The 23160-nt window shown below is 47.2% G+C and carries 23 protein-coding genes and 3 tRNA genes; 13 read left to right on the top strand and 13 right to left on the bottom strand.

Going from position 1 to position 23160, the window contains the following annotated elements; genetic code table 11:
• Positions 1–211 precede the first annotated feature (211 nt).
• Entirely contained in the window at positions 212–1639 is a 1428-nt protein-coding gene (gene sbcB, locus SFA31_RS16585) for an exodeoxyribonuclease I (RefSeq protein ID WP_322838969.1), read from the bottom strand.
• A gap of 233 nt (positions 1640–1872) precedes the next feature.
• Positions 1873–2046, bottom strand: a complete 174-nt coding sequence (locus SFA31_RS16580) for a hypothetical protein (protein WP_322838968.1) — start codon at positions 2044–2046, stop codon at positions 1873–1875.
• A gap of 244 nt (positions 2047–2290) precedes the next feature.
• Between SFA31_RS16580 and SFA31_RS16575 the strand changes: the two genes are divergently transcribed.
• Positions 2291–3292 (top strand): acyltransferase family protein, encoded by a 1002-nt coding sequence (locus tag SFA31_RS16575; RefSeq protein ID WP_322838967.1) that lies wholly within the window; start codon positions 2291–2293, stop codon positions 3290–3292.
• Between the two features lie 14 nt (positions 3293–3306).
• On the opposite strand, the gene SFA31_RS16570 is transcribed toward SFA31_RS16575, so the two are convergent.
• The 4 genes from SFA31_RS16570 to SFA31_RS16555 form a co-directional block, all read right to left on the bottom strand.
• Positions 3307–3582 (bottom strand): hypothetical protein, encoded by a 276-nt coding sequence (locus SFA31_RS16570; RefSeq protein ID WP_322838966.1) that lies wholly within the window; start codon positions 3580–3582, stop codon positions 3307–3309.
• 566 nt (positions 3583–4148) lie between these two features.
• Positions 4149–5378 carry a cytochrome c gene (locus SFA31_RS16565; protein ID WP_322838965.1) on the bottom strand — a complete coding sequence of 410 codons (1230 nt, stop codon included), beginning with the start codon at positions 5376–5378 and terminating at the stop codon, positions 4149–4151.
• Complete coding sequence (locus SFA31_RS16560; RefSeq protein WP_322838964.1) at positions 5375–7135, bottom strand: GMC family oxidoreductase; 1761 nt, start codon at positions 7133–7135, stop codon at positions 5375–5377. Before SFA31_RS16560 ends, SFA31_RS16565 begins: the two co-directional genes overlap by 4 nt.
• Before the next feature lie 6 nt (positions 7136–7141).
• Entirely contained in the window at positions 7142–7894 is a 753-nt protein-coding gene (locus tag SFA31_RS16555; RefSeq protein ID WP_322838963.1) for a gluconate 2-dehydrogenase subunit 3 family protein, read from the bottom strand.
• A 306-nt stretch (positions 7895–8200) separates the two neighbouring features.
• On the opposite strand from SFA31_RS16555, the gene SFA31_RS16550 reads away from it, so the two are divergent.
• Both SFA31_RS16550 and SFA31_RS16545 read left to right on the top strand, forming a co-directional pair.
• Positions 8201–9259: an FUSC family protein gene (locus SFA31_RS16550; protein ID WP_322838962.1), complete on the top strand. Its 1059-nt coding sequence runs from the start codon at positions 8201–8203 to the stop codon at positions 9257–9259.
• Between the two features lie 216 nt (positions 9260–9475).
• Positions 9476–9814, top strand: a complete 339-nt coding sequence (locus tag SFA31_RS16545; RefSeq protein ID WP_322838961.1) for a DUF496 family protein — start codon at positions 9476–9478, stop codon at positions 9812–9814.
• A 596-nt stretch (positions 9815–10410) separates the two neighbouring features.
• Here SFA31_RS16545 and SFA31_RS16540 read toward each other — a convergent pair.
• Positions 10411–10486, bottom strand: a tRNA-Asn gene (locus SFA31_RS16540).
• A 189-nt stretch (positions 10487–10675) separates the two neighbouring features.
• Between SFA31_RS16540 and SFA31_RS16535 the strand changes: the two genes are divergently transcribed.
• Positions 10676–12112 carry an EmmdR/YeeO family multidrug/toxin efflux MATE transporter gene (locus SFA31_RS16535; protein WP_322838960.1) on the top strand — a complete coding sequence of 479 codons (1437 nt, stop codon included), beginning with the start codon at positions 10676–10678 and terminating at the stop codon, positions 12110–12112.
• A 284-nt stretch (positions 12113–12396) separates the two neighbouring features.
• Here the strand turns inward: SFA31_RS16535 and SFA31_RS16530 are convergent.
• The 4 genes from SFA31_RS16530 to inaA form a co-directional block, all read right to left on the bottom strand.
• Positions 12397–12472 (bottom strand) — tRNA-Asn (locus tag SFA31_RS16530).
• Between the two features lie 136 nt (positions 12473–12608).
• The gene (locus tag SFA31_RS16525) at positions 12609–14066 is read right to left on the bottom strand and encodes an AMP nucleosidase (RefSeq protein ID WP_322838959.1); all 1458 of its coding nucleotides are present in this window, start codon (positions 14064–14066) and stop codon (positions 12609–12611) included.
• Positions 14067–14207: 141 nt separating this feature from the next.
• Positions 14208–14283: transfer RNA gene (locus SFA31_RS16520), tRNA-Asn, on the bottom strand.
• Between the two features lie 237 nt (positions 14284–14520).
• Positions 14521–15195: a lipopolysaccharide kinase InaA gene (inaA, locus tag SFA31_RS16515; protein WP_322838958.1), complete on the bottom strand. Its 675-nt coding sequence runs from the start codon at positions 15193–15195 to the stop codon at positions 14521–14523.
• A gap of 592 nt (positions 15196–15787) precedes the next feature.
• On the opposite strand from inaA, the gene SFA31_RS16510 reads away from it, so the two are divergent.
• The 6 genes from SFA31_RS16510 (at position 15788) to SFA31_RS16485 (ending at position 18444) form a co-directional block, all read left to right on the top strand.
• Positions 15788–16630, top strand: a complete 843-nt coding sequence (locus SFA31_RS16510; protein WP_109240839.1) for a DUF6387 family protein — start codon at positions 15788–15790, stop codon at positions 16628–16630.
• A gap of 175 nt (positions 16631–16805) precedes the next feature.
• Positions 16806–17024: a helix-turn-helix transcriptional regulator gene (locus SFA31_RS16505; protein ID WP_038424695.1), complete on the top strand. Its 219-nt coding sequence runs from the start codon at positions 16806–16808 to the stop codon at positions 17022–17024.
• Positions 17025–17163: 139 nt separating this feature from the next.
• Positions 17164–17481: a hypothetical protein gene (locus tag SFA31_RS16500; protein WP_038424694.1), complete on the top strand. Its 318-nt coding sequence runs from the start codon at positions 17164–17166 to the stop codon at positions 17479–17481.
• A gap of 65 nt (positions 17482–17546) precedes the next feature.
• A complete protein-coding gene (locus SFA31_RS16495) occupies positions 17547–17783 on the top strand; it encodes a hypothetical protein (RefSeq protein ID WP_143439894.1) in 237 nt (78 codons plus the stop codon).
• A 65-nt stretch (positions 17784–17848) separates the two neighbouring features.
• A complete protein-coding gene (locus SFA31_RS16490) occupies positions 17849–18145 on the top strand; it encodes a hypothetical protein (protein ID WP_000032534.1) in 297 nt (98 codons plus the stop codon).
• A gap of 62 nt (positions 18146–18207) precedes the next feature.
• The gene (locus SFA31_RS16485) at positions 18208–18444 is read left to right on the top strand and encodes a DNA-binding protein (RefSeq protein ID WP_045328752.1); all 237 of its coding nucleotides are present in this window, start codon (positions 18208–18210) and stop codon (positions 18442–18444) included.
• A gap of 48 nt (positions 18445–18492) precedes the next feature.
• Here SFA31_RS16485 and SFA31_RS16480 read toward each other — a convergent pair whose 3' ends face one another.
• Together SFA31_RS16480 and SFA31_RS16475 are read right to left on the bottom strand one after the other, a co-directional pair.
• Positions 18493–18960: a DUF4756 family protein gene (locus SFA31_RS16480; protein WP_322838957.1), complete on the bottom strand. Its 468-nt coding sequence runs from the start codon at positions 18958–18960 to the stop codon at positions 18493–18495.
• A gap of 101 nt (positions 18961–19061) precedes the next feature.
• Positions 19062–19763, bottom strand: a complete 702-nt coding sequence (locus SFA31_RS16475; RefSeq protein ID WP_038424691.1) for a helix-turn-helix domain-containing protein — start codon at positions 19761–19763, stop codon at positions 19062–19064.
• Between the two features lie 880 nt (positions 19764–20643).
• Between SFA31_RS16475 and SFA31_RS16470 the strand changes: the two genes are divergently transcribed.
• From SFA31_RS16470 to SFA31_RS16460, 3 genes are all read left to right on the top strand, one after another.
• Positions 20644–20886 (top strand): hypothetical protein, encoded by a 243-nt coding sequence (locus SFA31_RS16470; protein ID WP_249424275.1) that lies wholly within the window; start codon positions 20644–20646, stop codon positions 20884–20886.
• 181 nt (positions 20887–21067) lie between these two features.
• A complete protein-coding gene (locus SFA31_RS16465; protein WP_249424274.1) occupies positions 21068–22162 on the top strand; it encodes a hypothetical protein in 1095 nt (364 codons plus the stop codon).
• 48 nt (positions 22163–22210) lie between these two features.
• On the top strand, positions 22211–23128 hold the full coding sequence (locus SFA31_RS16460; protein ID WP_220137583.1) for a restriction endonuclease: 918 nt from the start codon (positions 22211–22213) through the stop codon (positions 23126–23128).
• Positions 23129–23160 lie beyond the last annotated feature (32 nt).

Here is a 23160-nt window from a genome sequence, read left to right as displayed (position 1 = left end):
GCTGTGCAGATGGCTTTTTGTTTCGCATATCGAGCCTGATAGCAACGTTGAATGGCTTTAAACAGGCTGCGAGTGCCGATATGGCTATGCGCTCTGGCGAAAATGGCCCGTGATGCGCTGAGAGTACGCGCGTTTAGCGAGCATGTGTGTGATGACGTTACCGCCACTCGCTTAATCCCCCGAAACGCATACTCGCCGAAGCCTATGGAGATTAACCTACCAGTTCCTGCACATACTGGTACAGGGCTTTTAGTAGTGAGAGCTTTTCTGAATCACCCTGATGCTGGTGGTACAAACTTTCCAGATTGTGTGCATATACCTGGAGGCGTTCTGGTGTAAAAAAGGCCTGCCGATGCTGTATCCAGCGCTCTCTTTCCATCTCATCCAGTGTGCCTGGGAAATTTCGCGCGCGATAGTTAAACAGTAATTTTTCGACACGCTTATCGGCGAAAGCCAGTTCCAGAGCCGGCAGATGCTGTGGGGCGGTTTTCTGAATAATATTCATTCCCGCCCGGTCAGCATCGCTAAAGAAACCGTCATAAAGTTGAGCGTCGACGTTATCGCCGGGTGGAAACGGCGGTGCTTCGGCAAATAGCGCAACGACCTTTTCACGCACCTGCGGCGCGGAGCGCAGTATCTCCAGATTTTTCATACATTGCTGCCGGGAAATACCCAGGCGCTCCGCATCTTCCGGGCGTAGCGTATTGCCTGGCGTAAGCACCGGACATTTATTCAAATGCACCAGCTTCACGGGTACCGCAGCCAGTTCTCCCAGCGCCGCTTTGGGGGTGTACAGCCGCTCGCGAAGCGTATCGGCGTCTAAATCCAGCAGCGGCGAAATGTCCCCGGCCAGATCGACCATAATGACGGCATTACGGTTATCCGGATGCCACGCCAGCGGTGCGACTAAACTAGTATTACCGCGGCGGGTGCCGAACATCCCGGAAACGTGTACCAGCGGTTTCATTTGCGGGATATCTATTAACGTAGCCAGTTTACGCTTATGACGATGGGTTAACAGATACTTAAACAATTTAGGCTGATGCGTTTTTACCAGCTGGGCCATTGCAATGGTGGCGTAGACATCCGCCATGGCGTCGTGCGCGTTGCTGTGCTCAATGCCATTGGCAACGGTTAAGTGCTCCAGCCGAAAACTGGGCAGGCCGTCATCATTCTCCGGCCAGTTGATGCCCTCCGGGCGCAGCGCATAGCAGGCGCGCATCACATCCAGCAGATCCCAGCGGGAATTATCATGCTGCCAGCTCCAGGCATAGGGGTCATAAAAGTTTCGATAAAAGAGATGGCGAGTCACTTCATCGTCAAAGCGCACATTGTTATAGCCGAGAATGCAGGTTTTTGGCACGGTAAAAATATCATGTATTCGCCGGGCGAACTGCGCTTCATTCTGGCCGCGCTGGCGGGCCAGTTGTGGAGTGATCCCGGTGATTAACACGGCCTCTGGCTGTGGAAGGTAATCATCTGGCGGTGAGCAATAAAACACCTCCGGTTCACCGATAACGTTAAAATCGGCGTCAGTGCGCAGCGCGGCGAACTGCGCCGGGCGATCCAGCGCCGGGCTGGTACCGAACGTTTCATAATCATGGAACAGGAAGGTCGGTTGTTGGCGGTCGTCGTTCACGTGCTCGGTATACCTTCTACAGTAGTGATAGTGCGTCGCCGGAGGAGCGCTGATTTTGCCGATAAGGGCGTTTGCTAATGCGCTAAGCTATGCCGCGAGGCGCCGCAAAGATTGCAGACTATGTTAAACCATAACCGGGATGCACTGAAACACCGTTTGACCACCATCAACGCAGGCAGAGCCAGCAGGCAAGAACATTAGCGTACTCTTGCCTGCCTCTGCGCGGCGGCTATTTAGCGACAATATTTTTTGGATTTACTCAGGCTGCCATCGTTACAGACAAACTTTCCATCGGGCGTACAGTGGGAAATCCCGCCTTTCGACCCAGAGCAGGGTTTGCGCCCTCTGGCGTCCGCGTGCGCGGTTAGCAGCAGGCTACATAATAGGACCAGGATTATTTTCGGCATTAAACACTCCTTGTTACTGACTCAATTAATAATTCAAAAAAATGTAGTACTCCATGATGAAATCATAAGTTTCATTTATATATTGTGGCGGCGCTCGCAAAAAGTGCGTCAGAATGAGCCGGGGATAAAAATGGGAAGGATCCGACCTGTGCATGAATACCGACCGGTTTGGTATCGGCCACAGAGATGAAATGTGGCGTCAAATATGCCAGGGTAAAGGAAAGGGCGCTAACAGGGTGAATTTATGGCGAGCCAGCGCGATCCCAGGCTTGATAGTATTAAAGCAAGTCTGATGTTTTTAGTGGTGTTTGGGCATCTTTTGGAAGGTATAAAAAGTACCGCTCCCTTGCTAAGCCAGATTTATGACTTTCTCTATCTTTTTCATATGCCGGCATTCGTATTTTTAAGCGGCTATGTGATTAAAGATAATCAGGGTGTAAATTACAGAACGCTGGTGCGGCATATTATCATGCCATTTATTACGCTCAGCGTTTTTTATGAGCTTCTCGAATTACTGATTAACCACCAGTTTTCTCAGTATATCCGCTCAGGTGCGCCTAACTGGATATTATGGTATCTGTACAGCCTGATTATCTGGAAGCTTTTATTGCCAATAATTATGCGCCTGCGTTTTCCTTTATGCTGGGTACTATTGGCTTCATTCGCATTCTCTTTATTACATTTTGATGGCTATGCGTTTGGTATATTACGCTCGGTAATATTTTTCCCCTTCTTTATTGCGGGGAATATAGCGCGGGAAAACCAATACTTTTCCCTTACGCGGTGGATTACCAAAAGTTATGCACCCGCAGCAGGCGTATTGATATTGATAATAGGCTATGGCGTGAGCCTTTATCTGGATACGGGGCTATTGTACGGCAGTGTGACTAATGCTTCGCTGGGCTACACGCCGCTGGCGGGTATTATGCTGAGAACTCTCTATTATTTAGCTGCACTTGGCTGTATTTATGCATTTTGTGCGCTAACTCAGGCGGCGACTATGCTCGCGCAGATGGGAACCAGGACGCTAGTCATTTACGGGCTGCATGGTCCGGCGGTAAAATTTGCATTTTGGCCGCTAATACCAAATGTGCATACACCCTGGCAAATAATCATCACGTCGGTAACGGCGATTTTATTAACCTGGCTATTATCTCGCGATGTAGCACAAAAAGTATTTAATAGCGGCACGCAGTGGACGGGATTATTGCTAATGCCGCGTAGTTATACTGAAAGCGGAAGATAACCTCCGCTTAAATCTTATTTAACGAGCCGGGTTTCCGGAGTAATCTCGGCAGCAATATCGTTAATCAACACGACCTGATAATCCTCGTGTTTCAGACTGAGTGCCTTAGGCTTTTTATTACGATAAGTCAATATTTCTAAATCATCCTTTGAATATTCACTATCCGGATTGCCTAAAGCGGTAATAATTTGCTGACGCGACATGCCAGTGTCTATTGACGATATTTTTTCCTGGGATGCGCATGCAGAAAGTAATAGCATGCCAAACAATAGTGCGGGTTTTTTAATCATTCTTTGTACCATTATTAATATGTTATGAAATACCGAAGTAAATAATATCGGGTAGTAATATACCTAAATGGCCCGCCGGTTTCTTGGCTGTTTGTGCAGATCTGGACCCATCGGTTATGCTGCTGAGAGAATCAAACACGATACAGAACATTATTGATTAATGATAATTTGCATTCTTATTATGCTATTATAGGATTTCTTGAATGAATATACTGTGATGGGATAAATCTGAAACAATAAACATTTCTATGAGATAAAAGCGGCTGATAGTAGGAAATAAACCAGATTTTGCCCTATCAACGGGGCGTTAATGTCAATATGGCAACAGCGTTGTAATTTATATCCGTGGCCCATCGTGCCTAGGGTAAATCCAGGGGGTGAACGACGCATTGGTTACTTAAGAAAATCTATTGATTCTGTGTGAAACCCTGTGACGATATATAAAAATCAAGTGAATTACCAGGCCGCAGCAAAGTAACCCACTCGTTATTAAGAAAAGCGCCGGGATGCATCCGGCGCTGGCGCATAGCCTGGAAGTGAGAGCTTAATGCTATGCATTGCTATGGCTACTCTTTCAGCGAATTCCGCATTCTGCTAACTTCGCTGGCGCTTACTGCGGGCGCCGCATTTCCCCAGCTATTGCGAATATACGTTAGCACATCGGCAACCTGCTCATCGGTCATCGTATCTGCAAATGCTGGCATCGCCGGTGCGGTAGGTCGGGCCGGCGTGCCGACCGCACGGCTACCCGCCAGCACTACGCGCATTAACGATGTTGGCTGTGCTGCGTTAATCAACGGGTTATCCGCCAGCTGCGGGAAGATACCCGGTGCGCCTTTACCTGCAGAAGTATGGCACGCTGAGCAGCGATCAAAATAGATGGCTTTGCCGGTCTGCATCTGTGCGTTATTCGTTTGCAGGGCCTGCGGCGTTTTTTGCTGTGAAGAGTCGCCGGGTTTTAGCGATTTTAAATACACGGCGACGGCCTGAAGATCGCTTTCTTTCCAGTGTCGGGAAGAGTTAATAACCTCCTCGGCCATCGGGCCGGAAGCGGCGTCATAGCGGTTGACGCCGGTGCGCAGATAATCCTTTATCTCCCCGATACTCCAGCGGCCTATTCCCTCATGGTTTTCGGCGGTAATATTCGGTGCCCACCAGTTTTCCACTTTGGCTCCCGCCAGAAAATGGGTATTTTTATCGCCACCGAGAATATTTTTCGGCGTGTGGCAGGTTCCGCAGTGGCCTAATCCCTGAACCAGGTAAGCGCCGCGGTTCCACTCTTCCGATTTGCCGGGATCCTGGCGGTATTCACCTTTTTCGAAATTCATCCAGTTCCAGACCATCAGGCTGGTGCGTATCCGAAAAGGGAAGGGGAGCTGGTTGCTATCGATTTGCTGAGAAATCGGCGTAAGCGTTTGTAAATAAGACCAAATTGCGCGGTTATCGGCATCGGTGACTTTGGTATAGGCGGTAAAGGGCATAGCGCCATAGAGCCGCTTGTCTCCGTGACCGATTCCCTCAGACATGGCGCGTTTAAAGTCGTCGTAGCTCCAGGCACCAATGCCCGTGGCGATATCTGGAGTAATATTGGCGCCAACCAGGGTACCAAACGGGGTGTTAATCGGAACGCCGCCGGCAAACGGTTTATCGGCGCTGGCGGTATGGCAGGCGGCACAATCGCCGACGATTGCCAGATAACGACCTTTTTCTACCCGATCGAATTCCGGCTGAGCGATTGCCAGCGTCGTGAAAGCCATACCGGACGCGGCAAGAAGAGACAGCGTTAATGTTTTCATGCGTCTATCATCTCTCCCGGGTTTTTCAGGTAATAATGGCGGATTGCGAAGGCGGCTTTATACGCCAGCGCGCCAACGGTGCCGGTTGGGTTGTAGCCCGGGTTTTGCGGAAAGGCGGAAGCGCCTACCACAAACAGATTCGGCACGCTCCATACCTGAAGATGTTTATTGACGGAACTGGTACTGGGGTCGGCCCCCATAATAAATCCACCCACTACGTGCGATGACTGGTAAGGAACGCTATTCCAGTGCCCGGTGGTGGGTTTCGCGACGATATGCTGTGGATTCATTGACTGAGCAATTTCAGCGACTTTACCGGTACAGTACTGCGCCATTTTCAAATCGTTTTCCGGGAAGTCGAAAGTAATACGTAACAGCGGGCGGCCTAGCCGGTCTTTATAATTGGGATCGAGAGAAAGATAGTTGGTGCGCGTGGTATAACTGCTGGCCTCGCAGCCGATAGACATGGTGCTCTGATAATTTTGTACCATGGCCTGTTTCCAGCCTTTTCCCCATTTTGGCGAACCGGGCGGCGTAGGATGATAATTTATCGGCGCGCCGCCGATAGGCGTAACGCGAATACTGCCGCCGCCGAAAAAGCCCAGCCCGCTGTGGTCGAAATTGTCGTTATTAAAATCATCGATTCCCATGCCAACGGCACCAGCACCGATAAAGGGGTTAAATTTTTTATCGTCAAAAAACAGGGTAACGCCGTTGGCGGTCTGATAGGCGTAATTACGACCGGTGGTGCCGCTATTGGTGACCGGATCGTAAGCTTTACCCACGCCAGACAGTAGCATCAGGCGTACATTTTCAAAGGTAAAGGCAGCGACGATAACCAGACGCGCTGGCTGAAACCATTCATCGCCGGACGAGTCGATATAGGTCACGCCGGTGGCCTGTTTGCCGCTACTGTCCGTATTGACCTTTAGTACTTCGCAAAAGGTGCGGGCTTCAAAGTTGTGTTGGCGCATTAATGCCGGGAGAATCGTGGTGATGGCGCTGGCCTTGGAATAGTTAGCGCAGCCGTAGTTAGTGCAAAAACCACAGAATGTGCAAGGCCCCATCGTCACGCCATACGGATTAGTATAGGCTTCGGATACCAGCGAAGAGGGGACCGGGAACGGGGAGTAGCCCATGTTTTTTGCCGCGTCTGCGAACAGGGTAGGGCCATATGGCTGCTTTAACGGCGGCGTCGGATATTCGCCGGAGCGGGAGCCTTCAAAAGGGTTGCCGCCGCTTTGTTTTGCGCCGTTGAGCATCCCGGCTTTACCGGACGTGCCCGCCACGCGCTCAAAGGCCATATAATGCGGCTCCATTTCCTCCCAGCTGGTTCCCCAGTCCTGGAGCACCAATTCTTCCGGAATATCGCCATATCGTTCCTGCAGATGGCTTTTTAACCGAAATTCTTCAGGCTGAAAACGAAACGTGATACCGGCCCAGTGATTGCCGGCGCCGCCGGTGCCGTTGCCCGGGTGGAACGACCCCCAACTGCGCATAGGCAGCGCGGTTTGTGACGTGTTATTGCGCATTGTGCAGGTATTTTGCCGGGTACGCAGCATCAATTCCTGGCGCTGTACGTAGCGCAGTTCGTCCGCGACAGTGGCGACGTTAAAATCACGCGCGGTATCGCGCCAGGGGCCGCGTTCGATACCTACCACCTGCAGCCCTTCATCGGCCAGCTCTTTGGCGATAATAGAACCGGCCCAGCCTAGCCCGATAACGACCGCATCGGTTTCTGGAAGTTTTTTCGCCATTCTTCTTTATCCTTTTTTCATCCAGGCCGCGCTGCCGGTGATACTGACGGGGGTCAGACGCAAATCTTCATTATGTTTTTCGATAAAATCCCGGTAATCGTAGCGCGCACCCGGAAAACCAATCATTTTCCAGGCGGCCATGTCGCGATTACCACCATAAATAGGATCGGCAAAAAAGCCTTCTGTCGTATTACTCAGCACCTGGGCGAAAAATACGCTGCCATCAATGCCATCGAGCGTGATATCACCGTTTTCAAGCCCGCTGAGCAGATTATCCTGCAGCTCCGGTGCCAGTTCATGAAAGCGTTTATGGTGGTGCCTGCGGGTGTAATCGTCCAGCGCGGCGAGCCCCAGCCGATAGCGCTGGCGCGGCGTTAGCGGCGACTGATCGCCCTGTTCCGGCGCGCCATCCTGAAACGGGCCTTCCATATATAAACGCTCGAAGTTGCCGTAAAAACCGTGCAGTTGGCGATCGATGAACACCACGCACCCCATTTCTTTACCGCCGGGACTTAACTCATCGGCGGGAATCAAACGGTCAACTATGGCTTCCAGCGTAGTGACTTCATTTTCGTTAAGGAATAACCAGCCTTTGTTATCAAAGGTTTCCGGAGGATTATCAGAGAAGGGCTGCCAGCCTGGTGGGCCGGAGAGTGAGGTCGCTTTTGCGGAACCCGCGCTCAGCGCGAACGCCGCGCCAGACCATGTAAGAACCTGCCGCCGCGTAACGCCCGGCAGGGTTTTAAGTGGTTTGCGCATGTCGCTTCCTTTACATCGCTTAAAAAGCTTATGAAACCGGCGCAGAAGTGCGCACGGTAAAAGTGCCGTACAGGGTAATTATATTTTGTTTGTAAAGAAAACGTTGAAAAGAATAAAGCTAAATGTTTTTTGTTAAAAAATATTAAATATGTTGTGATTTTTAATCAGTTGGGCAACCCGGGCATATGAATGTTTTGTGCAGTGAAAAGGGGGAGAGCGCGTTTTTCCATGAACGGTCAGCCTGTATGGCGAGCATTCAGGTTACACTGTGCGGTGTGCGTGTTTACCTCATGATGGAGAACGGCTTTGCGCCCGGATAAATCATTAACGGCTTTTGACCTTCGCCTTTATCGCCACTACCGAGTCATCCACGGCGTGCGGGTGGCATTTGCATTTGTACTGACGTTTTTGCTGGTTCGGCTGGTCGAGGTCCCTGAAGGCAGCTGGCCGCTAATCACGCTGGTCGTGGTTATGGGGCCTATCTCCTTTTTAGGAAACGTGGTGCCGCGCGCATTTGACAGAATCGGTGGCACTATTTTGGGCGCCGCGCTGGGGTTAATTGCTCTGAAGCTGGAACCCTGGTCATTGCCGCTCATGCTGGCATGGTGCGCAATAGGGATATTTCTTTGCGGCTATCTGGCGCTAGGCAAAAAGCCGTACCGGGCCTTATTGATTGGTATTACGCTTTCCGTGGTTGTGAGCGCGCCGCCGGGGCAGATAGGCACCGCGCTGTGGCGCGCCGGAGATGTGGTTTTTGGGTCGCTGCTGGCCATGTTATTTACCAGCGTCTGGCCCCAGCGGGCTTTCATACTGTGGCGAATTCATATTGCCGATTTTATCTTGAGGTTTAGCCGCCTGCAGCAGGCCGGGCTGTCGCCTAATTTGGTGAGCCGCCCGCGTCTGGAAGCTCCATTGCAACAGCTGCTGGGTGATGTGGTGGGGTTGAGGAAATTAATTGTGCCTGCGAGCAAAGAAACCCATACCCAGAAAGCGATTTTTGAAGCAATACAGACGGTAAGTCGCAATATTGTCGCAACGCTTGAATTGCAAATTAACGCCTGGTGGGCCTCCCGCGCGAGTCATTTCGTGATGCTGAACTCTCATACATTGCTCGACACACAGCATATGACTACGCGAACCCTTGAGGCGCTTGCGCAGGCGCTGCTCGACGGTAATCCGCAGCCGGTGAAACGTAACGGCGAAGCGCTTGCCGAAATCGCCGGTGAATTGCGCCAGCTGGTGCAGGAACGCAGTACCGGGCAGGTTGAAACGGCGCATATTTACGGCTATGCCTGGATTAGCCTTGAATTAGTGCGTCAGCTAGAGCTGCTCTCTCAGTTAATGGTGCGCGCACTGCGTAAATAATCTGCATCGGATCGCGTAAACGTAGCGCGCTGTTTCGATTCAGGTCCGTTTAGGGTTATGATGTCGGTCAATACCAACGCGCTGATGCGCCCGTTGTTTTCGCTTACCGGCCAGTCTGGTAGAACAGCGAAAAGAATTATTTTGCCGCTGCCGTGAAATGTACCCACACAGCGCGTAGTTCTGAAAGAATCCAAGTCTCAAAATAGGGGTGTCACCATGGAAAATACAAAAGCGTCTTTTCAGGATGTTCTGGAGTTTGTCCGTTTATTCCGCCGTAAAAATAAACTGAAGCGTGAAATTCAGGACGTCGAGAAAAAAATTCGCGATAACCAAAAGCGCGTCCTGCTGTTGGATAACCTGAGCGATTACATTAAGCCGGACATGAGCGTAGAAGCGATTCAGGGGATCATTGAGAATATGAAAACCGACTACGAAGACCGGGTTGATGATTACATCATCAAAAACGCCGAACTGTCGAAAGAGCGTCGAGACATCTCTACTAAACTGAAAGCCATGGGAGAAGTTAAGGGCCAGGCCGCAGGCAAAACGAAGTAATCCGCGCATTCATCCCGAATAGCCATCGCCGCCGGCGGTTTTCCCCGGCGGTTTTTTTATTCTTAACTAAAAACCACGTCCTGTGGGCGTGCTATCGACTCGGTTTTGGCTCTGCCTTATTGTTTTGGGATTTAAATCTCACAGGACTGGCAGAGACTTCTTTTTAAGCGATTTGGTATGCCCCTCTGGGGCATCAAAGCAATGCCGCCTTCCAGGAAGGCAGCTATTTTACTGAATCAGGCTTGCCGGATAGCTCAGCGCCTAATTCAGCACGAAGACGGGTAATATGCTGCTTGTAAATGCCGATGCGCCAGGTGAACTTGGGCTTATCCTGAAACTGCCTGTACGTGATGTTATGGTATCACCGCCGCCGGGGCCGCGTCATATTCGCCGCAAATAAACGTTGCCATATATCCAGCGTAATGCCCGCTAGCGCTTGCCGCTTAACGCCAGGCGCGTACCGTAATGGCTGTCGTCAGTAAAAAGCGGCTGCGGGATTTTGTTACCTTAAGGATGTCGGATAAAAGATATTCTGGCGGCACGAAGAGTGGCATAAAAATAACAAAAAACCCGCGCGAGGCGGGCTTTTTAAAATCTGGCTCCTCTGACTGGACTCGAACCAGTGACATACGGATTAACAGTCCGCCGTTCTACCGACTGAACTACAGAGGAATCGTGTTGGGGTATCTTAACGGGGAAAAATTTTTTGTCAAACGCTGTGCGGTGATTCGGGTGTCGTTTGCTTGATTCTTCAACAGTTTCGCAACGCGAAGGCGGACTTTACTACAAAAAGCCTTTGCGGGATAAATGGTTATAGCTCATGATTGAAATGTTGTTTCAAACTGCTAAGACGGGCCTCACTTGGAACTTTATGCCGCCCTGCGCCGGGCGATAGAGCGCACCCCCTGGTACCCAAGACGCAAAAGCTATCGCACACTGTTTTGGCGTGAAATAGCGCCGCTGGCGATCCCCATTTTTCTGGAAAATACCTGCGTTCTGTTAATGGGCGTACTGAGTACGTTCCTCGTAAGCTGGATCGGTAAAGAAGCCATGGCTGGCGTAGGATTAGCCGACAGTTTCAATATGGTTATCATGGCGTTTTTTGCCGCCGTGGATCTCGGGACCACGGTAGTCGTCGCTTTCAGTCTGGGGAAACGGCAGGGCAAGCGCGCTCGGGCAGCTACCCGGCAATCCCTGGTGCTGATGACGCTTATCGCTATTGTGCTAACTATCGTTATTCACATCGCCGGCGCGCATATTGTTGACGTGATTGCCGGGGCGGCAAATCCGCAGGTAAAACTGCTGGCATTGAGCTATCTGGAGCTCACGGCGTGGAGTTACCCGGCGGCAGCGATTGCGCTTATTGGAAGCGGCGCGCTGCGCGGCGCAGGCAACACGCGCATTCCGCTGCTGGTTAACGGTGGCATGAATATCCTGAACATTATCATTAGTAGCATCCTGATTTATGGGGCGTTTTCATGGCCAGGGCTGGGGTTTATCGGAGCCGGACTGGGGCTAACTATCTCCCGTTACATCGGCGCGCTGGCTATCCTGTTTGTTCTGGTAAAGGGGTATAAATCTCTGCGCATTTCTCTACGCAGTTATTTCCGGCCTCTTAATATTTCTATTTTGTGGGAAGTACTGGGGATTGGGATCCCGGCAAGCGTAGAATCTGTATTATTCAGCGGCGGTAAATTATTAACTCAAATGTTTGTTTCCGGGATGGGCACCAGCGTTATCGCCGGAAACTTTATCGCTTTTTCTATAGCCGGTTTAATTAACCTTCCAGGAAACGCGCTGGGCTCCGCCTCGACGATTATTGTTGGCAAACGCTTGGGGAAAGGGCAGATAGGGCAGGCCGAACGCCAGTTACGCCACGTTTTTTGGCTCTCAACGTTTGGGCTAACGGCCATTGCCTGGCTAAGCGCGCCCTTTGCCGGGCTGATGGCATCGTTTTACACCCATGATGCCGATGTCAAAGAGGTGGTTAAAATCCTGCTCTGGATGAATGCTGCGTTTATGCCTATTTGGGCTGCGTCATGGGTATTGCCAGCGGGAATTAAGGGCGCGCGCGATGCGCGCTTTGCTATGTGGGTTTCAATGCTTGGTATGTGGGGGTGCCGCGTGGTGGCTGGCTATGTGCTTGGTATTATGTGGGGGATGGGCGTTGTAGGCGTATGGCTTGGAATGTTCCTCGACTGGGCGGTGCGTGCTGCACTTTTTTACTGGCGGATGGTGAGCGGGCGCTGGCTGAAGAAGTACCCGCGCCCTCTCAGGTCCACAGTCGGCGACGAATAAATGTCTCTGACAATGTAGCAACGCGTTATGCACAGGCGGCAGGGTAAGTGAACCTGATGCGCGGTTATTTACGGGCAGTAAAAATCCGCTTCATAGAAGGCGGCATAGCTTTGATGCCCCAGAGGGGCATACCAAATCCCTTAAAAAGAAGTTTCTGCCAGTTTTGTGAGATTTAAATCCCAAAACAACAAGGCAGAGCCAAAACCTGTTAATGGCCACGCCCACAGGACGTGGTTTCCAGTTGGCAATAAAAAAGCAGAGGCCAGGCCTCTGCTTTTTTAATCTGGCTCCTCCGACTGGACTCGAACCAGTGACATACGGATTAACAGTCCGCCGTTCTACCGACTGAACTACGGAGGAATCGTAACAACGGGCGCATAGTAGCGGCGCCGTTTTAGGTTGTCAAAATCTGTTTTGATAAATCAGTGCGATTGCTGATTTATTCTGCAGTAACGCAGTAACGCAGTAACGCAGTAACGCAGTAACGCAGTAACGGTTAGCGAAAAGGTGGCTCATTAAACGTTCGCAGCTTACGTGAGTGTAGGTTTTCACCTTCTGCACGCAGAAGATCGATAGCCCGAATGCCTATTTGCAAATGCTCTGAGATAGCGCCCTCGTAGAAACGGTTTGCCTGGCCCGGGAGTTTAATCTCACCGTGCAGCGGTTTATCCGAAACGCACAGTAGCGTGCCGTAAGGAACCCGAAAACGATATCCCTGTGCGGCGATGGTCGCACTTTCCATGTCAATTGCGACCGCCCGACTTAGGTTAAAGCGCAGCGCGGAGGCGGCATAGCGCAGCTCCCAGTTACGATCGTCGGTGGTAACTACCGTACCGGTGCGTAGCCGCTGTTTAACCTCGTCGCCCGGCATTCCACTGACCAGCCGGGTGGCGTCATACAGAGCGCGCTGAATTTCTGCAATGCTGGGGATGGGAATATCCGGCGGTAATACGCTGTCCAGTACGCGATCGTCGCGCAGATAAGCGTGCGCCAGCACATAGTCGCCAATTGCCTGGCTTTCGCGCAGCCCGCCGCAGTGACCGATCATCAGCCATGCCTTAGGACGCAGCACCGCAAGATGGTCGCAGATAGTTTTTGCATTCGACGGGCCAACGCCAATATTAATGAGCGTAATACCCTGACCGTCCTCGGTTATCAGGTGCCAGGCCGGCATTTGGTGTTTTTTCCATGCTAAATCAGACAGCTTTTGCGTATGGGATTGCGTTTGTGCCGTAATCAAATTGCCACCGGCGCAGGCCATTGCGATATACGGGCTGTCGGGGTCGAGAATCTGCTGACAGCCCCAATTGACAAACTCATCCACATAGCGACTGTAGTTGGTGAACAGGACAAAGGGCTGAAAGTGTTCAGGCTGCGTGCCGGTATAATGGCGCAGGCGCGCCAGGGAAAAGTCGGCCCGGCGCGCGTCGAAATGCGACAGCGGATAGTCTTCTGTCGTATGAAACTGGCCGTCTGCCGTCTCATCGCCAATTTGCGCCAGTTCCATTCCTGGAAAATAGCGCTTCAGCCCGGCGCTCATGGAACGATCTGGCTCAAGACCGGAGCCATCAAGGACATAGGGCCAGGGGATTTCATGCCGGGACGGAGTAACGCTAATATGCGCGGCATAATCGTGATACAGCGAGGTAAGCTGTTGTTCCAGATAAGCGCGAAATAAAGCGGGTTGAGTAATGGTTGTTACATAACAGCCCGGGTGAGTAAAGCGCCCCCAGGCGCGCGTGCGCGGAGCGCGCTGAGTATCACCCTGCCAGCTTACGGTGAGCTGAGGGTAGACAAAGCGCCCCTCGCTGCGTTCCTGCTCCGCAGGTATTTCCCCATTGTCAATATAGCGCGCGATAGCGCCGCGCAGAGCGTCAACGGCGTTTTGATATAACGCTTCGAGCTGGTCGAGTGCCTGTATGGGCGTCAGCCCTGAAGAGGTGGGGTGAGTCATCGTTACTCCTTGCGGCGGGAGCCGGGCTGCCTGATTTAATAAAGAGTATGTCACAACATGGGGGAGGAAAATAATCAGAGAGGCGCGGGGGGGATGTATCTGAAAAGCAAAAAGCCCGCACAGGGCGGGCTTTTCAAAATTTGGCTCCTCTGACTGGACTCGAACCAGTGACATACGGATTAACAGTCCGCCGTTCTACCGACTGAACTACAGAGGAATCGCTTGAACGGGGCGAATATTAACGGCGGCGGGCAGGCTTGTCAAAGGGGGAATTCCATATTTTTGTGCGTTTGATGACAAAACCAGCGATGCGCGGCGCCGCATCGCCATAAAAACAGTGTCAATGTCTAAGTCACTACCCCGCTGGCATAAGGGAGCTGCGGGCCTGTGCCAGGTTTGGGTGTTATTGAACCCAAGTGTGGAACGATTTGCCGCAGGGCGAGGGGCCATCGCATTACGCCGGTAACTGACGGCGCTGATTTTCCTGCGCATAGAACGCTTTGACCTGGAGCCAGTCCTGCACTGGGATTGGCTCCAGGTGCTTTTCCAGTTGGGCAAAGTCATGGCGCGCGGCGTTATGCTTCCGCCAGCGGCGGCGGCTTTTTTCAAGGTCAAGGAAACCGGCTTCAACCGTATCATCCGTTTTAACAAAAATATGGCGCACGTAGCAGCAGCCGTGCTGCCGATGGATCCGGTGCATGCGGTGAAAGGCCTGGGCAACCTGGCGCAGCATTTCGCGATGCGTTTCTGGCGCGCAGGGAGCGCTTTTACGGCGCTGATACCACTCTGCAATACTACAAAACCCCGTCATTTCCCGCGTTACCAGCAGGGCGCGCCATTCTCCGTCAATTTTTAGCGCTTTACCGTAGACAATATCCGGAACATTTATCCCCGCTCGCTTCATTTCGTTCAATACCTGTATTTCGCGCACAATCGTAGGCCTGCCAAAAGGATAGCGCCAGGAGTGGAAGAGATGATGCGTCATGCGTTTCACGTACAGCGTTTCGCCGTTAAGCTCAATGCGCTGTACGCCGCTCATGCCTCCGCGCCGCTGGTTCGGTGGCTCGACCCATTCGCCTGACATATCCCACCAGTGAGTAAATTCATTAATTTCAGAGCGTGTATTCATAACGTTATTGATAGTTCAGACGGTAATTAACGCTCATTTATAGAAGAGAATGGAAACTGAGGTGTGGCAAAACATGCCGAAGACGCTACTACCGATTCGTGGCATCAGCGGAGCCGCAGAAATATCGCTATGAATGAGGCGCTATGTAGCGCTAAGCGTAGTGAAGCCTGATGACGGCAAAAATGCGCGCAGCGCGCTATCGCCGATGATTAACTCAGATGGGCGTAAGGGTAAGGTAGAGAACATATGCCATAAAGCAAAAGCCCGCGCGAGGCGGGCTTTTTAAAATCTGGCTCCTCTGACTGGACTCGAACTTCATCTGTATCTCCTGTTATTAGTGGAATTGAAGTAATGGCATTATTTTTTACCATCATATTTACCAACATTTTTAATCTTGTATCGTAAAAATGTCAATTATATTCAATTAGTTATGACAACACGCTTTACTGAACTTCACTGAACGATCTTCATGTCTGGACTGATTGTTCCGATGCTTTTCCCTGCTCCATTCAATAGATTACCGCCATCAAATCCGATATGTTTACTCATAACATATCAAAGCGATAAGTAAAGCCAGAAGGATAGATACCTCATGACCAAAGCGGAGATCGCCAGCGCTGTTAATGAGTGGTTCAACATTGAAAACTACAGCGTCCTGCAAAATTTGACAGTGGAACAGCTTTTCCAAGAGATAGAAAACAGGATTGTCGCTTACCGCATGGGGCAAAACAGTGGGGAGTTGCCTCCTGAAAGCCGTCGCAGGCATCAGAACTATTACGAAGAACTGATTGAAGGCAAGGTCGTGTTTGGTGATGTTTTCGGGGGGCCAGAAAAAAGACTGTCTTCCAGCTATGCCATCAAGCCTGTCACACATAAGGGGCTATGGGAGGTGGCGGGTTATGTGGCTGCTTTCGATAAATACGTTAACCCGGAAGGAAAACCCCTACCTCATATGGAAGTCTCGCATTATCTGAAGGAAGCCGGGGTAAATAACGAAGGGTTGATGCTTGTTCAAATTAATCTGGCGGAAACGTCATCCGAAGAAATCATCAATCACCTGAAAGTGATGGTGCCTGAGTGGAAAGAACAACTACAGGCTCCTGAGCCTCCAGCCAGAGATTTTCGCTTTGGGGTCAGCAACCTCAAGAGAATACTCGATTACAACATCATTCCCATCATGGATTTGCTGTTCTGGGCGCAGGATGAAGAGGTCAGGATTGGTATGCCGCAGCTTACCAGTTTTATCTACCCGGACGAGTTTAAAGACGGTATTCGTGATGTTGAGAAAATGAAGTCTACAGACCATCCGCTGGCAGTAAAATATCTGACAAAGCTTGCTCACTATCGGTCTTTTGTCGATTTTACATACAGATACGACGACAGAAGACACTGGAAGGTTCAGGATCTCATCACTGACGAACTCGGTGAGGACTGACATTCCCGGAGGCGGTGTGTTGCGCAATGCGGATATCGCCTACATTCACTCAACCTGAACATACCCTATTTTTATCCTCCCAAAAATCTGCGTAAAAAACTTCTTCTCGAACGTCCCTCTTAAATCACAAGAAAAACCCATACAATTATCTCATCGAACAACACAGGAGATAAATATGGTTCAAATCAAAACAGATAAACATCCCAAGCTTATTCGTTTACCTGAGGTAATGAACAGAACTGGATTCGGCAAAACATGGATATATGAGCTTATTAAAGCGGGTTGCTTTCCCGCACAGATAAAAACAGGTGTAAGAGCAATCGCCTTTATTGAAAGTGAGGTGGATGCGTGGATTGAACGAGCTATTCAGGCATCACGAAAACAAGCAGTTTAACAAATATTATCCATATAATGATCTAAGGGGGTTTTATGTAAAAATAAGAAAATAAAACTGTTGTAAATAATATCCCTTACCAAAATCATACAGATTTCTGTAGGGGGACGTTCACTTAAAAATAAAGAAGGAAATAAAAATGAGTAAAGCAATAACAGAAGTCCACGAAATCAAAGTTTACAATGAACCTACCAGATTATTCCTTGTGAAGTCATTTTATTGCTATGAGCTTTATATCAGTAATATGCAGGAATACATGGGCGATAGATTTGTTAAAATGGTTGAAGACAGAATATATATGGATGATGTTTTTGACAAGGTAATAGAAAACAGTAAGGAAGGATTTAATAAGTTTCTTAAGGAGTGTAAAAGCTCAGGCTCTCTCAGAGATGTTTTATTCGATGAGGTCAAAGTGAATCTGAGACATATGCACAACGTTATTTTTAACTCAAACTAATGGTCATGTGGTCAGTATATGGCCCCGCAAGGGGCTAATAATCAACTTAATAAAGGAACATTTAAATGAATGATAATATTGCAATATCAGTAAGTCTGCTATGTGAGCAAACACCTGAAATACTCTGCACCATCCAAGCAAGCGTCAGTACGTTCATTGCGCTATGCGGGTATTCAGCCGAGGAAGTAATGGATGATGAAAACCTGACAGATGCGTTGAACAGTTATGTTAATAACGAACTGGTCAGTGAGATGGATTTAAGTTACGGATCAGTGATCATTAATCTGGTTTATAAAAAGTAGTTATCTGTTTATTCCTATTCCGGGACTAAATAAGTCAAACAAACATGTAAAAATGAGGATTGATTATGTCTAAAGAAACTGTAGTAACAAATAAGTCTACACAGCTGTTCCTTGATCTTGCTATAAGATCATTGGAGGCAAGCTGGAAGCTTTTTCAGGAAGTGAATGGAGATGGAGACGCTAATGACTATCTTGATGATCCTGATTTCATGAGTCCATTTATTATGAACATCATTGACCATATTCAGAATAACTTTGAGAGATTTACAACCCAAGAAGGTGATAGTGGGAGTATTAATGAAGTTAACTTCGAGCAGATTGCTGTTGTGTTGGTGTGCCATTCAGAACGATTCAGGAAATGAGTTCTAAAAGTTGCCCCGCAAGGGGCTAACTAAAAAACAGTAAATAAAAACAGGAGCCAAAAATGATTGATGAATTTCATATGTTGTATATGTATAAAAAAATCCAAGCCGAAGCTGCGGCAACAGATATGAAAACACTGGAACGGTTTTTGAAGAAGTTCCGCAAAGTTGTTGCGGAGCGTCGGGAAGAATACTATCAGGAGATTGGTGAGAAGAAGGCTCAAAAGCTAAGGGCAAAAAGATTACAACAGTTGCTTAAGAAAATGGAGCGTGATCGTGTATCACCACATGAGTTATAAAATAAAACCACCATATTGGTAATATACTGCCAGTATGGTAGTTTTATTCTAGATAGAAAATTTTCGGCGCTTTGTTGCTGATGCATTAAAATCAGAAGATATATCTGAAAGTTGCTCAAGACTTTGCTCAACAGAACGCTGGAACTCAAGAGCCGCTTCTGTGCGCAGCTTTATGACGAGAGCGAAGAGTTCATCAGGTGTTTTTTCTAATAAAGTTTTTCTGTAGAGCATGGATTCCTGAACCTTCTCAAGGCTCTTGGATGCAAGAGCCGATGCATGGCTAATAGGATTAAGTTCTTCAATAAATTTTTCAAGCAGTGATTTTTTCTTTCGGTCTAATCTAAGGAGATTAGTGTGCGCAGATTTAAATTCTTTTGCTTCAATCAAGGGGGAGTCATTGGTTCTTAATCTGCGATATTCATCTCTGTATTCAGACATCGTTGGATATTTTTTTAATGCTTTGATGGTGTTCAGATACTGAATTAAATCATCATTGTCTAATTTTACTTTCCTCATATATACCTCGTAAATAAAACAGTGGATATATTTATATTACGAGATATAGTGTAAGTGTCAAATATAACCGGGAAATAAGAATGATAATATTCAGATGAAAACTATATTCTTTCTTTTTGATCAACATCTTCAGGATAATCAACAAAAATGTCATCTTCTGAAACAGAGTCCCAGTCAATATCTTCGTCGGGAGTAGAAAGTAAAGGTTTATCATCTCCTTTATCGATGGGTTTTTCTGCGTTGTTTGTAAGTACCGTATCTTTATAAACGGTGACGAATACGTCTTCTATACCTTCACTGGTCGTTCTCAGCGACTTCTTAACATATTCTTTCCTTGTGGCATTTAATGTTCTGTACTGGCCTTTCAGAAATAGATTTGCGTTTATCATGGTATGCTTCCCTTCTTTGACCAGAATGCCTTTATTTACTAGCTTGTTCCAGCATTTACACACGTTAGATTTGCTCATATTAAGCTCTTCTGCGAGTGCCGACTGAGATATACTGGCAATGAGGTTTCCATGCTGCATGAGTTTACATAAGCGGATCATTATTGTGTATTCTGCGCCAGACATATTTTTTCCGAGCTTTTCCAGATTATCAAGAAAAGCATGAACATAGGCTATTCCCGGTTGAATATCAGAACTTCTCTCTTTTTTTACATTTACGGTTATTTTATCTTTTCTGTTTCTGTTATAGAAACTGTAAATCTCCAGTTTCTGTTTGTCTGTAAAATCATTTTTGTTGATATAATCTTCCACCTGTTCACTGCTGGAGGTCATTATTGTGTTGTAATCAATGCTCATGGTTTTTCCTTTTTATTATTGTTGTTTTCTTTATATATAATGCAGCATGTGCTTTTGTCAAAAATAAATGTGAAAAAAGGAAAAATAATACACTTTTGCGAAATAGCGTTCACTTTTTTGGAGAATTTTAACTATCAAAAAGTTTCCACAGGAGAAACTTTGGTTTCTGTACAGGAAACTTCGGTTTCCACAGAAGAAACTTAAATTTCCGTACAGGAAACTTTTTCCGTAAAATCTCTTTTAAATATAATAGGTTATGAATCATTAATACTATAATATGTTTAATAACCTTAACGTGGAGTGTGCCGGGAAAATGGCACCGTTTGATTTTGTTCTTGATCTTTACTTTATGTTATGAACAGCCAGTGATTGTTTTGTACAATCACGAAATGCTGCTTTTATTTGGAATGCTTAATTAATATTCCTTTTACTTTATATGCGTCTTCGACGCGATCTTTTTTGGATAAATCCATCATTATCGGAGACAAGCTCCTCACAGCAGAGTGATTGTTGCGAACAATCACTAAGTGCTGCTACCAAGGATATAGTTTTCCTGTGCGTTTAAGAGCAAATGCTATATGTCTAAAGGGAAAAACTATGTTTAAACATAGGATCTAAATTCATCATCATGAGGAAAAGAGATCAAACAATGATCGAGTACTTTTCTTTTTATTTAACAGGCAGGAGATGAATAAAATAAAAATGTCAGCGTCAGGGCGTAGCCGTGCGTCAGCACAGAGATAAAGATTTTTTCAAAAAGTAGTTTAAAAATAAGAGGAAAAATCATGGTTAAAACATAAATAAATTTGATTTTCACGATCGCGATGTAGTATTAAATAGTAAAAAATAAAAAAGGAAAAAATCAAATGAAAAATATCAAATGATAACACTCTTTCATCCCCATGAGAAAACACCATTTATGATCTGTATTGTAAACAAAGTAGAAGATACTGAACATGGAATAAAACTCACTCTTGAAAATGGCAATGATATTTATGTCAATAATTATAGCCATTATCTGTTATCGGAGTCTGTAAGTCGTTGCGATAAAGATAGGTTGAAAAATATTTATATTCGCTTGGTTTCGGAACTCACACAGATGAGTGAAGAAACTATAAAATAACAGATGTTATAATCTGAGTTATCAGTTTCAGATATTGTAATGTTATCCATAAGGTCAATGCTTTTGGGTTGAATCTATATACAGAGCTATCAACAAACATGGGTCAGGTTAAAGTCGAATGCGGTAAGTGGCAGTGTTCTGGTAAAATGCATTGTCTGATAGCGTCAGGAGGCGATGAGCTATGGAAGGTAAATTAATTTTTTGTTCCGATGCAATACTGCGGTTTCAGTCCGATTACGATGAAACCTCGGCGGTTCCATTGCTATCCATCCAGAACACGATAGCCAATACCGATCCCTTTTTTCTTCTTCGCTTCTTCCACCATACGACTCTGATTGAAGAAGGAACAACGCTGGCAAGTATCTTCATGGCTATAGAGCCATGGAAGGCGTTGTTAGCAGCTTATCTGGACAGAGATGTTGGTGCTTATATAGATGAGGTAAGAAAACCGTCCGGGCCAACGACATGGGATATTGAATGGATCGGAATTGACCGTCGAAGCTCGGTTTACCGTGCTTACAAGCGTCAGGAAATGGAAGAAGGGGAAGATTTTTCGGTCTATTTTAATCGCGATCGGTTCCCGACTGATGAGTTTGACATAGAAAGTAGCTGCGATGCTTCAGGTTTCATTAAGGGTGATAAAGAACGCTGGAGTATCAGCGGTGATATTCACGAAATTAAAAACCTGCCTGTAATCCTCTATAGCAAACAGACGTTGATGACTTCTGCGAAAGACGGATTGTTGAAGAAGAGCATATCAGGGGTAAAGAGTTCCAAGCATAGCTGCTTTGTCTATGGTGATACCTCGTTTTCTTTCAGTGGGGTTATGGAGGCTATCTTCATTAGTGGGCTGTTCTTCTATGCGCCGAGAGATGCTGCCGGTAGCCTTGATGAGCTGAAAGCGAGTTTGGCCGGACTGGAAGAAGAACTGGCCGAGGTGCCTGAAACAGAATCGGCTGATAATGAAACAGATAAAGAAACTACCATAGTCGTAGCCGAAGGTGCTTTTGATTCGCTCACAGCTCACATGGAAACAGAAGCTGAGGAGTGGCAATCCATTAAGAAGCTGTGCCAGCGAGAAGGTGAGCTTCCCATACGCATCGGTAGTATTAAGATGGCTGAGCCTGCTGAGCTACGCTTGTGCGGGAAAATTATACGTGGATTGAACAGCAGTGAGCATGACGCCTGCCGGGGCTTATGCTTGCTTACTATTTTTGCGTTATCTCTTGATCAACCTCATATTTACTATGGTAAAATTCGCAACTTAACTCTGTGAGCATCAAGCGTTTTTTAAGGGCGTCGTCTAACCAGTAAGGACATTGATTTGAACATTAAAGTAACACCAGTATTAATCTCACTTGTCTACGAAGCTCTTTTAAGATCCTTTTGGCGTAAACCGGCACTGAAGAAATTTTTATTGTCTTCACATATTTCCGAAAACTTTATTTCAACGTGGAGAGAGGATGAGTCAAAGAGGGCTTTCTTAGATCGTTTATTCCCTAAACTGCAAAGTAATGCAAAAGGTAATAATGTTATTTGTCTGATGGCAATTAATCTTTCTGAGCAGACTTCTTTTCCAGATTTAAGAGGCTGGGAGGATTCCTTACAAATGATCCAGTCAGCAACAAGTGCTGTAAGAGATTTGAAATCGTATATTAAAAAACAAAATGAAGAACATCAGAATGAAAAAGAGAAAAAAGAATTCAGGGCGCGAGCAGAAAAAGAGAGGGCTGAAATTAAACGCTCCGTAACAGATTTAATTAAGTTAAAATCTGAGTTTGAGTGTTTGCATAATAAAATTGGAACACAAAATGGTGGCTATGAATTCGAAAAATGGTTTTTCAAGCTCATAGACTATTGCGAAATCGTTTGTAAAAAGCCATATAAAACTAATGGTAGGCAAGTAGATGGAGCCATAACCATTGATGGTACAACGTATCTTGTTGAATTAAAATTTCAAAAAACACAGTCTGATGCTACAGATATAGATTCATTAAAAGCTAAAGTAAGCAAAATGGCAGATAATACAATGGCTGTAATGATTTCTGTATCTGGTTATTCCTCTGTTGCCATAAGTGAATCATCGGGCAGTCGAACACCTCTAATATTACTAGACTATAGCCATTTATATTTATTTTTATCTGGTGGCATGAAGTTTGATGAGATAGTTACACGTATAAGACGTCATTCATCTCAGACTGGGGAGGCGTATCTACCTGTAAACTCTTTTGGTGGATTTTAAATGTTTAAAGGATCACGATAAAATCGTAAATT

The organism is Erwinia sp. HR93 (genome assembly GCF_034555055.1).
Classification (GTDB): domain Bacteria; phylum Pseudomonadota; class Gammaproteobacteria; order Enterobacterales; family Enterobacteriaceae; genus Apirhabdus; species Apirhabdus apintestini.
This window is presented reverse-complemented; position numbering and strand designations above follow the sequence as displayed.

Bases quoted from the DNA above. Each gene is read 5' to 3' on its own strand.
- SFA31_RS16580 (WP_322838968.1), bottom strand. From the start codon at position 2,046: ATGCCGAAAATAATCCTGGTCCTATTATGTAGCCTGCTGCTAACCGCG.
- SFA31_RS16575 (WP_322838967.1), top strand. From the start codon at position 2,291: ATGGCGAGCCAGCGCGATCCCAGGCTTGATAGTATTAAAGCAAGTCTG.
- SFA31_RS16570 (WP_322838966.1), bottom strand. From the start codon at position 3,582: ATGATTAAAAAACCCGCACTATTGTTTGGCATGCTATTACTTTCTGCA.
- SFA31_RS16565 (WP_322838965.1), bottom strand. From the start codon at position 5,378: ATGAAAACATTAACGCTGTCTCTTCTTGCCGCGTCCGGTATGGCTTTC.
- SFA31_RS16560 (WP_322838964.1), bottom strand. From the start codon at position 7,135: ATGGCGAAAAAACTTCCAGAAACCGATGCGGTCGTTATCGGGCTAGGC.
- SFA31_RS16555 (WP_322838963.1), bottom strand. From the start codon at position 7,894: ATGCGCAAACCACTTAAAACCCTGCCGGGCGTTACGCGGCGGCAGGTT.
- SFA31_RS16545 (WP_322838961.1), top strand. From the start codon at position 9,476: ATGGAAAATACAAAAGCGTCTTTTCAGGATGTTCTGGAGTTTGTCCGT.
- SFA31_RS16525 (WP_322838959.1), bottom strand. From the start codon at position 14,066: ATGACTCACCCCACCTCTTCAGGGCTGACGCCCATACAGGCACTCGAC.
- inaA (WP_322838958.1), bottom strand. From the start codon at position 15,195: ATGAATACACGCTCTGAAATTAATGAATTTACTCACTGGTGGGATATG.
- SFA31_RS16510 (WP_109240839.1), top strand. From the start codon at position 15,788: ATGACCAAAGCGGAGATCGCCAGCGCTGTTAATGAGTGGTTCAACATT.
- SFA31_RS16505 (WP_038424695.1), top strand. From the start codon at position 16,806: ATGGTTCAAATCAAAACAGATAAACATCCCAAGCTTATTCGTTTACCT.
- SFA31_RS16500 (WP_038424694.1), top strand. From the start codon at position 17,164: ATGAGTAAAGCAATAACAGAAGTCCACGAAATCAAAGTTTACAATGAA.
- SFA31_RS16495 (WP_143439894.1), top strand. From the start codon at position 17,547: ATGAATGATAATATTGCAATATCAGTAAGTCTGCTATGTGAGCAAACA.
- SFA31_RS16490 (WP_000032534.1), top strand. From the start codon at position 17,849: ATGTCTAAAGAAACTGTAGTAACAAATAAGTCTACACAGCTGTTCCTT.
- SFA31_RS16485 (WP_045328752.1), top strand. From the start codon at position 18,208: ATGATTGATGAATTTCATATGTTGTATATGTATAAAAAAATCCAAGCC.
- SFA31_RS16480 (WP_322838957.1), bottom strand. From the start codon at position 18,960: ATGAGGAAAGTAAAATTAGACAATGATGATTTAATTCAGTATCTGAAC.
- SFA31_RS16475 (WP_038424691.1), bottom strand. From the start codon at position 19,763: ATGAGCATTGATTACAACACAATAATGACCTCCAGCAGTGAACAGGTG.
- SFA31_RS16470 (WP_249424275.1), top strand. From the start codon at position 20,644: ATGATAACACTCTTTCATCCCCATGAGAAAACACCATTTATGATCTGT.
- SFA31_RS16465 (WP_249424274.1), top strand. From the start codon at position 21,068: ATGGAAGGTAAATTAATTTTTTGTTCCGATGCAATACTGCGGTTTCAG.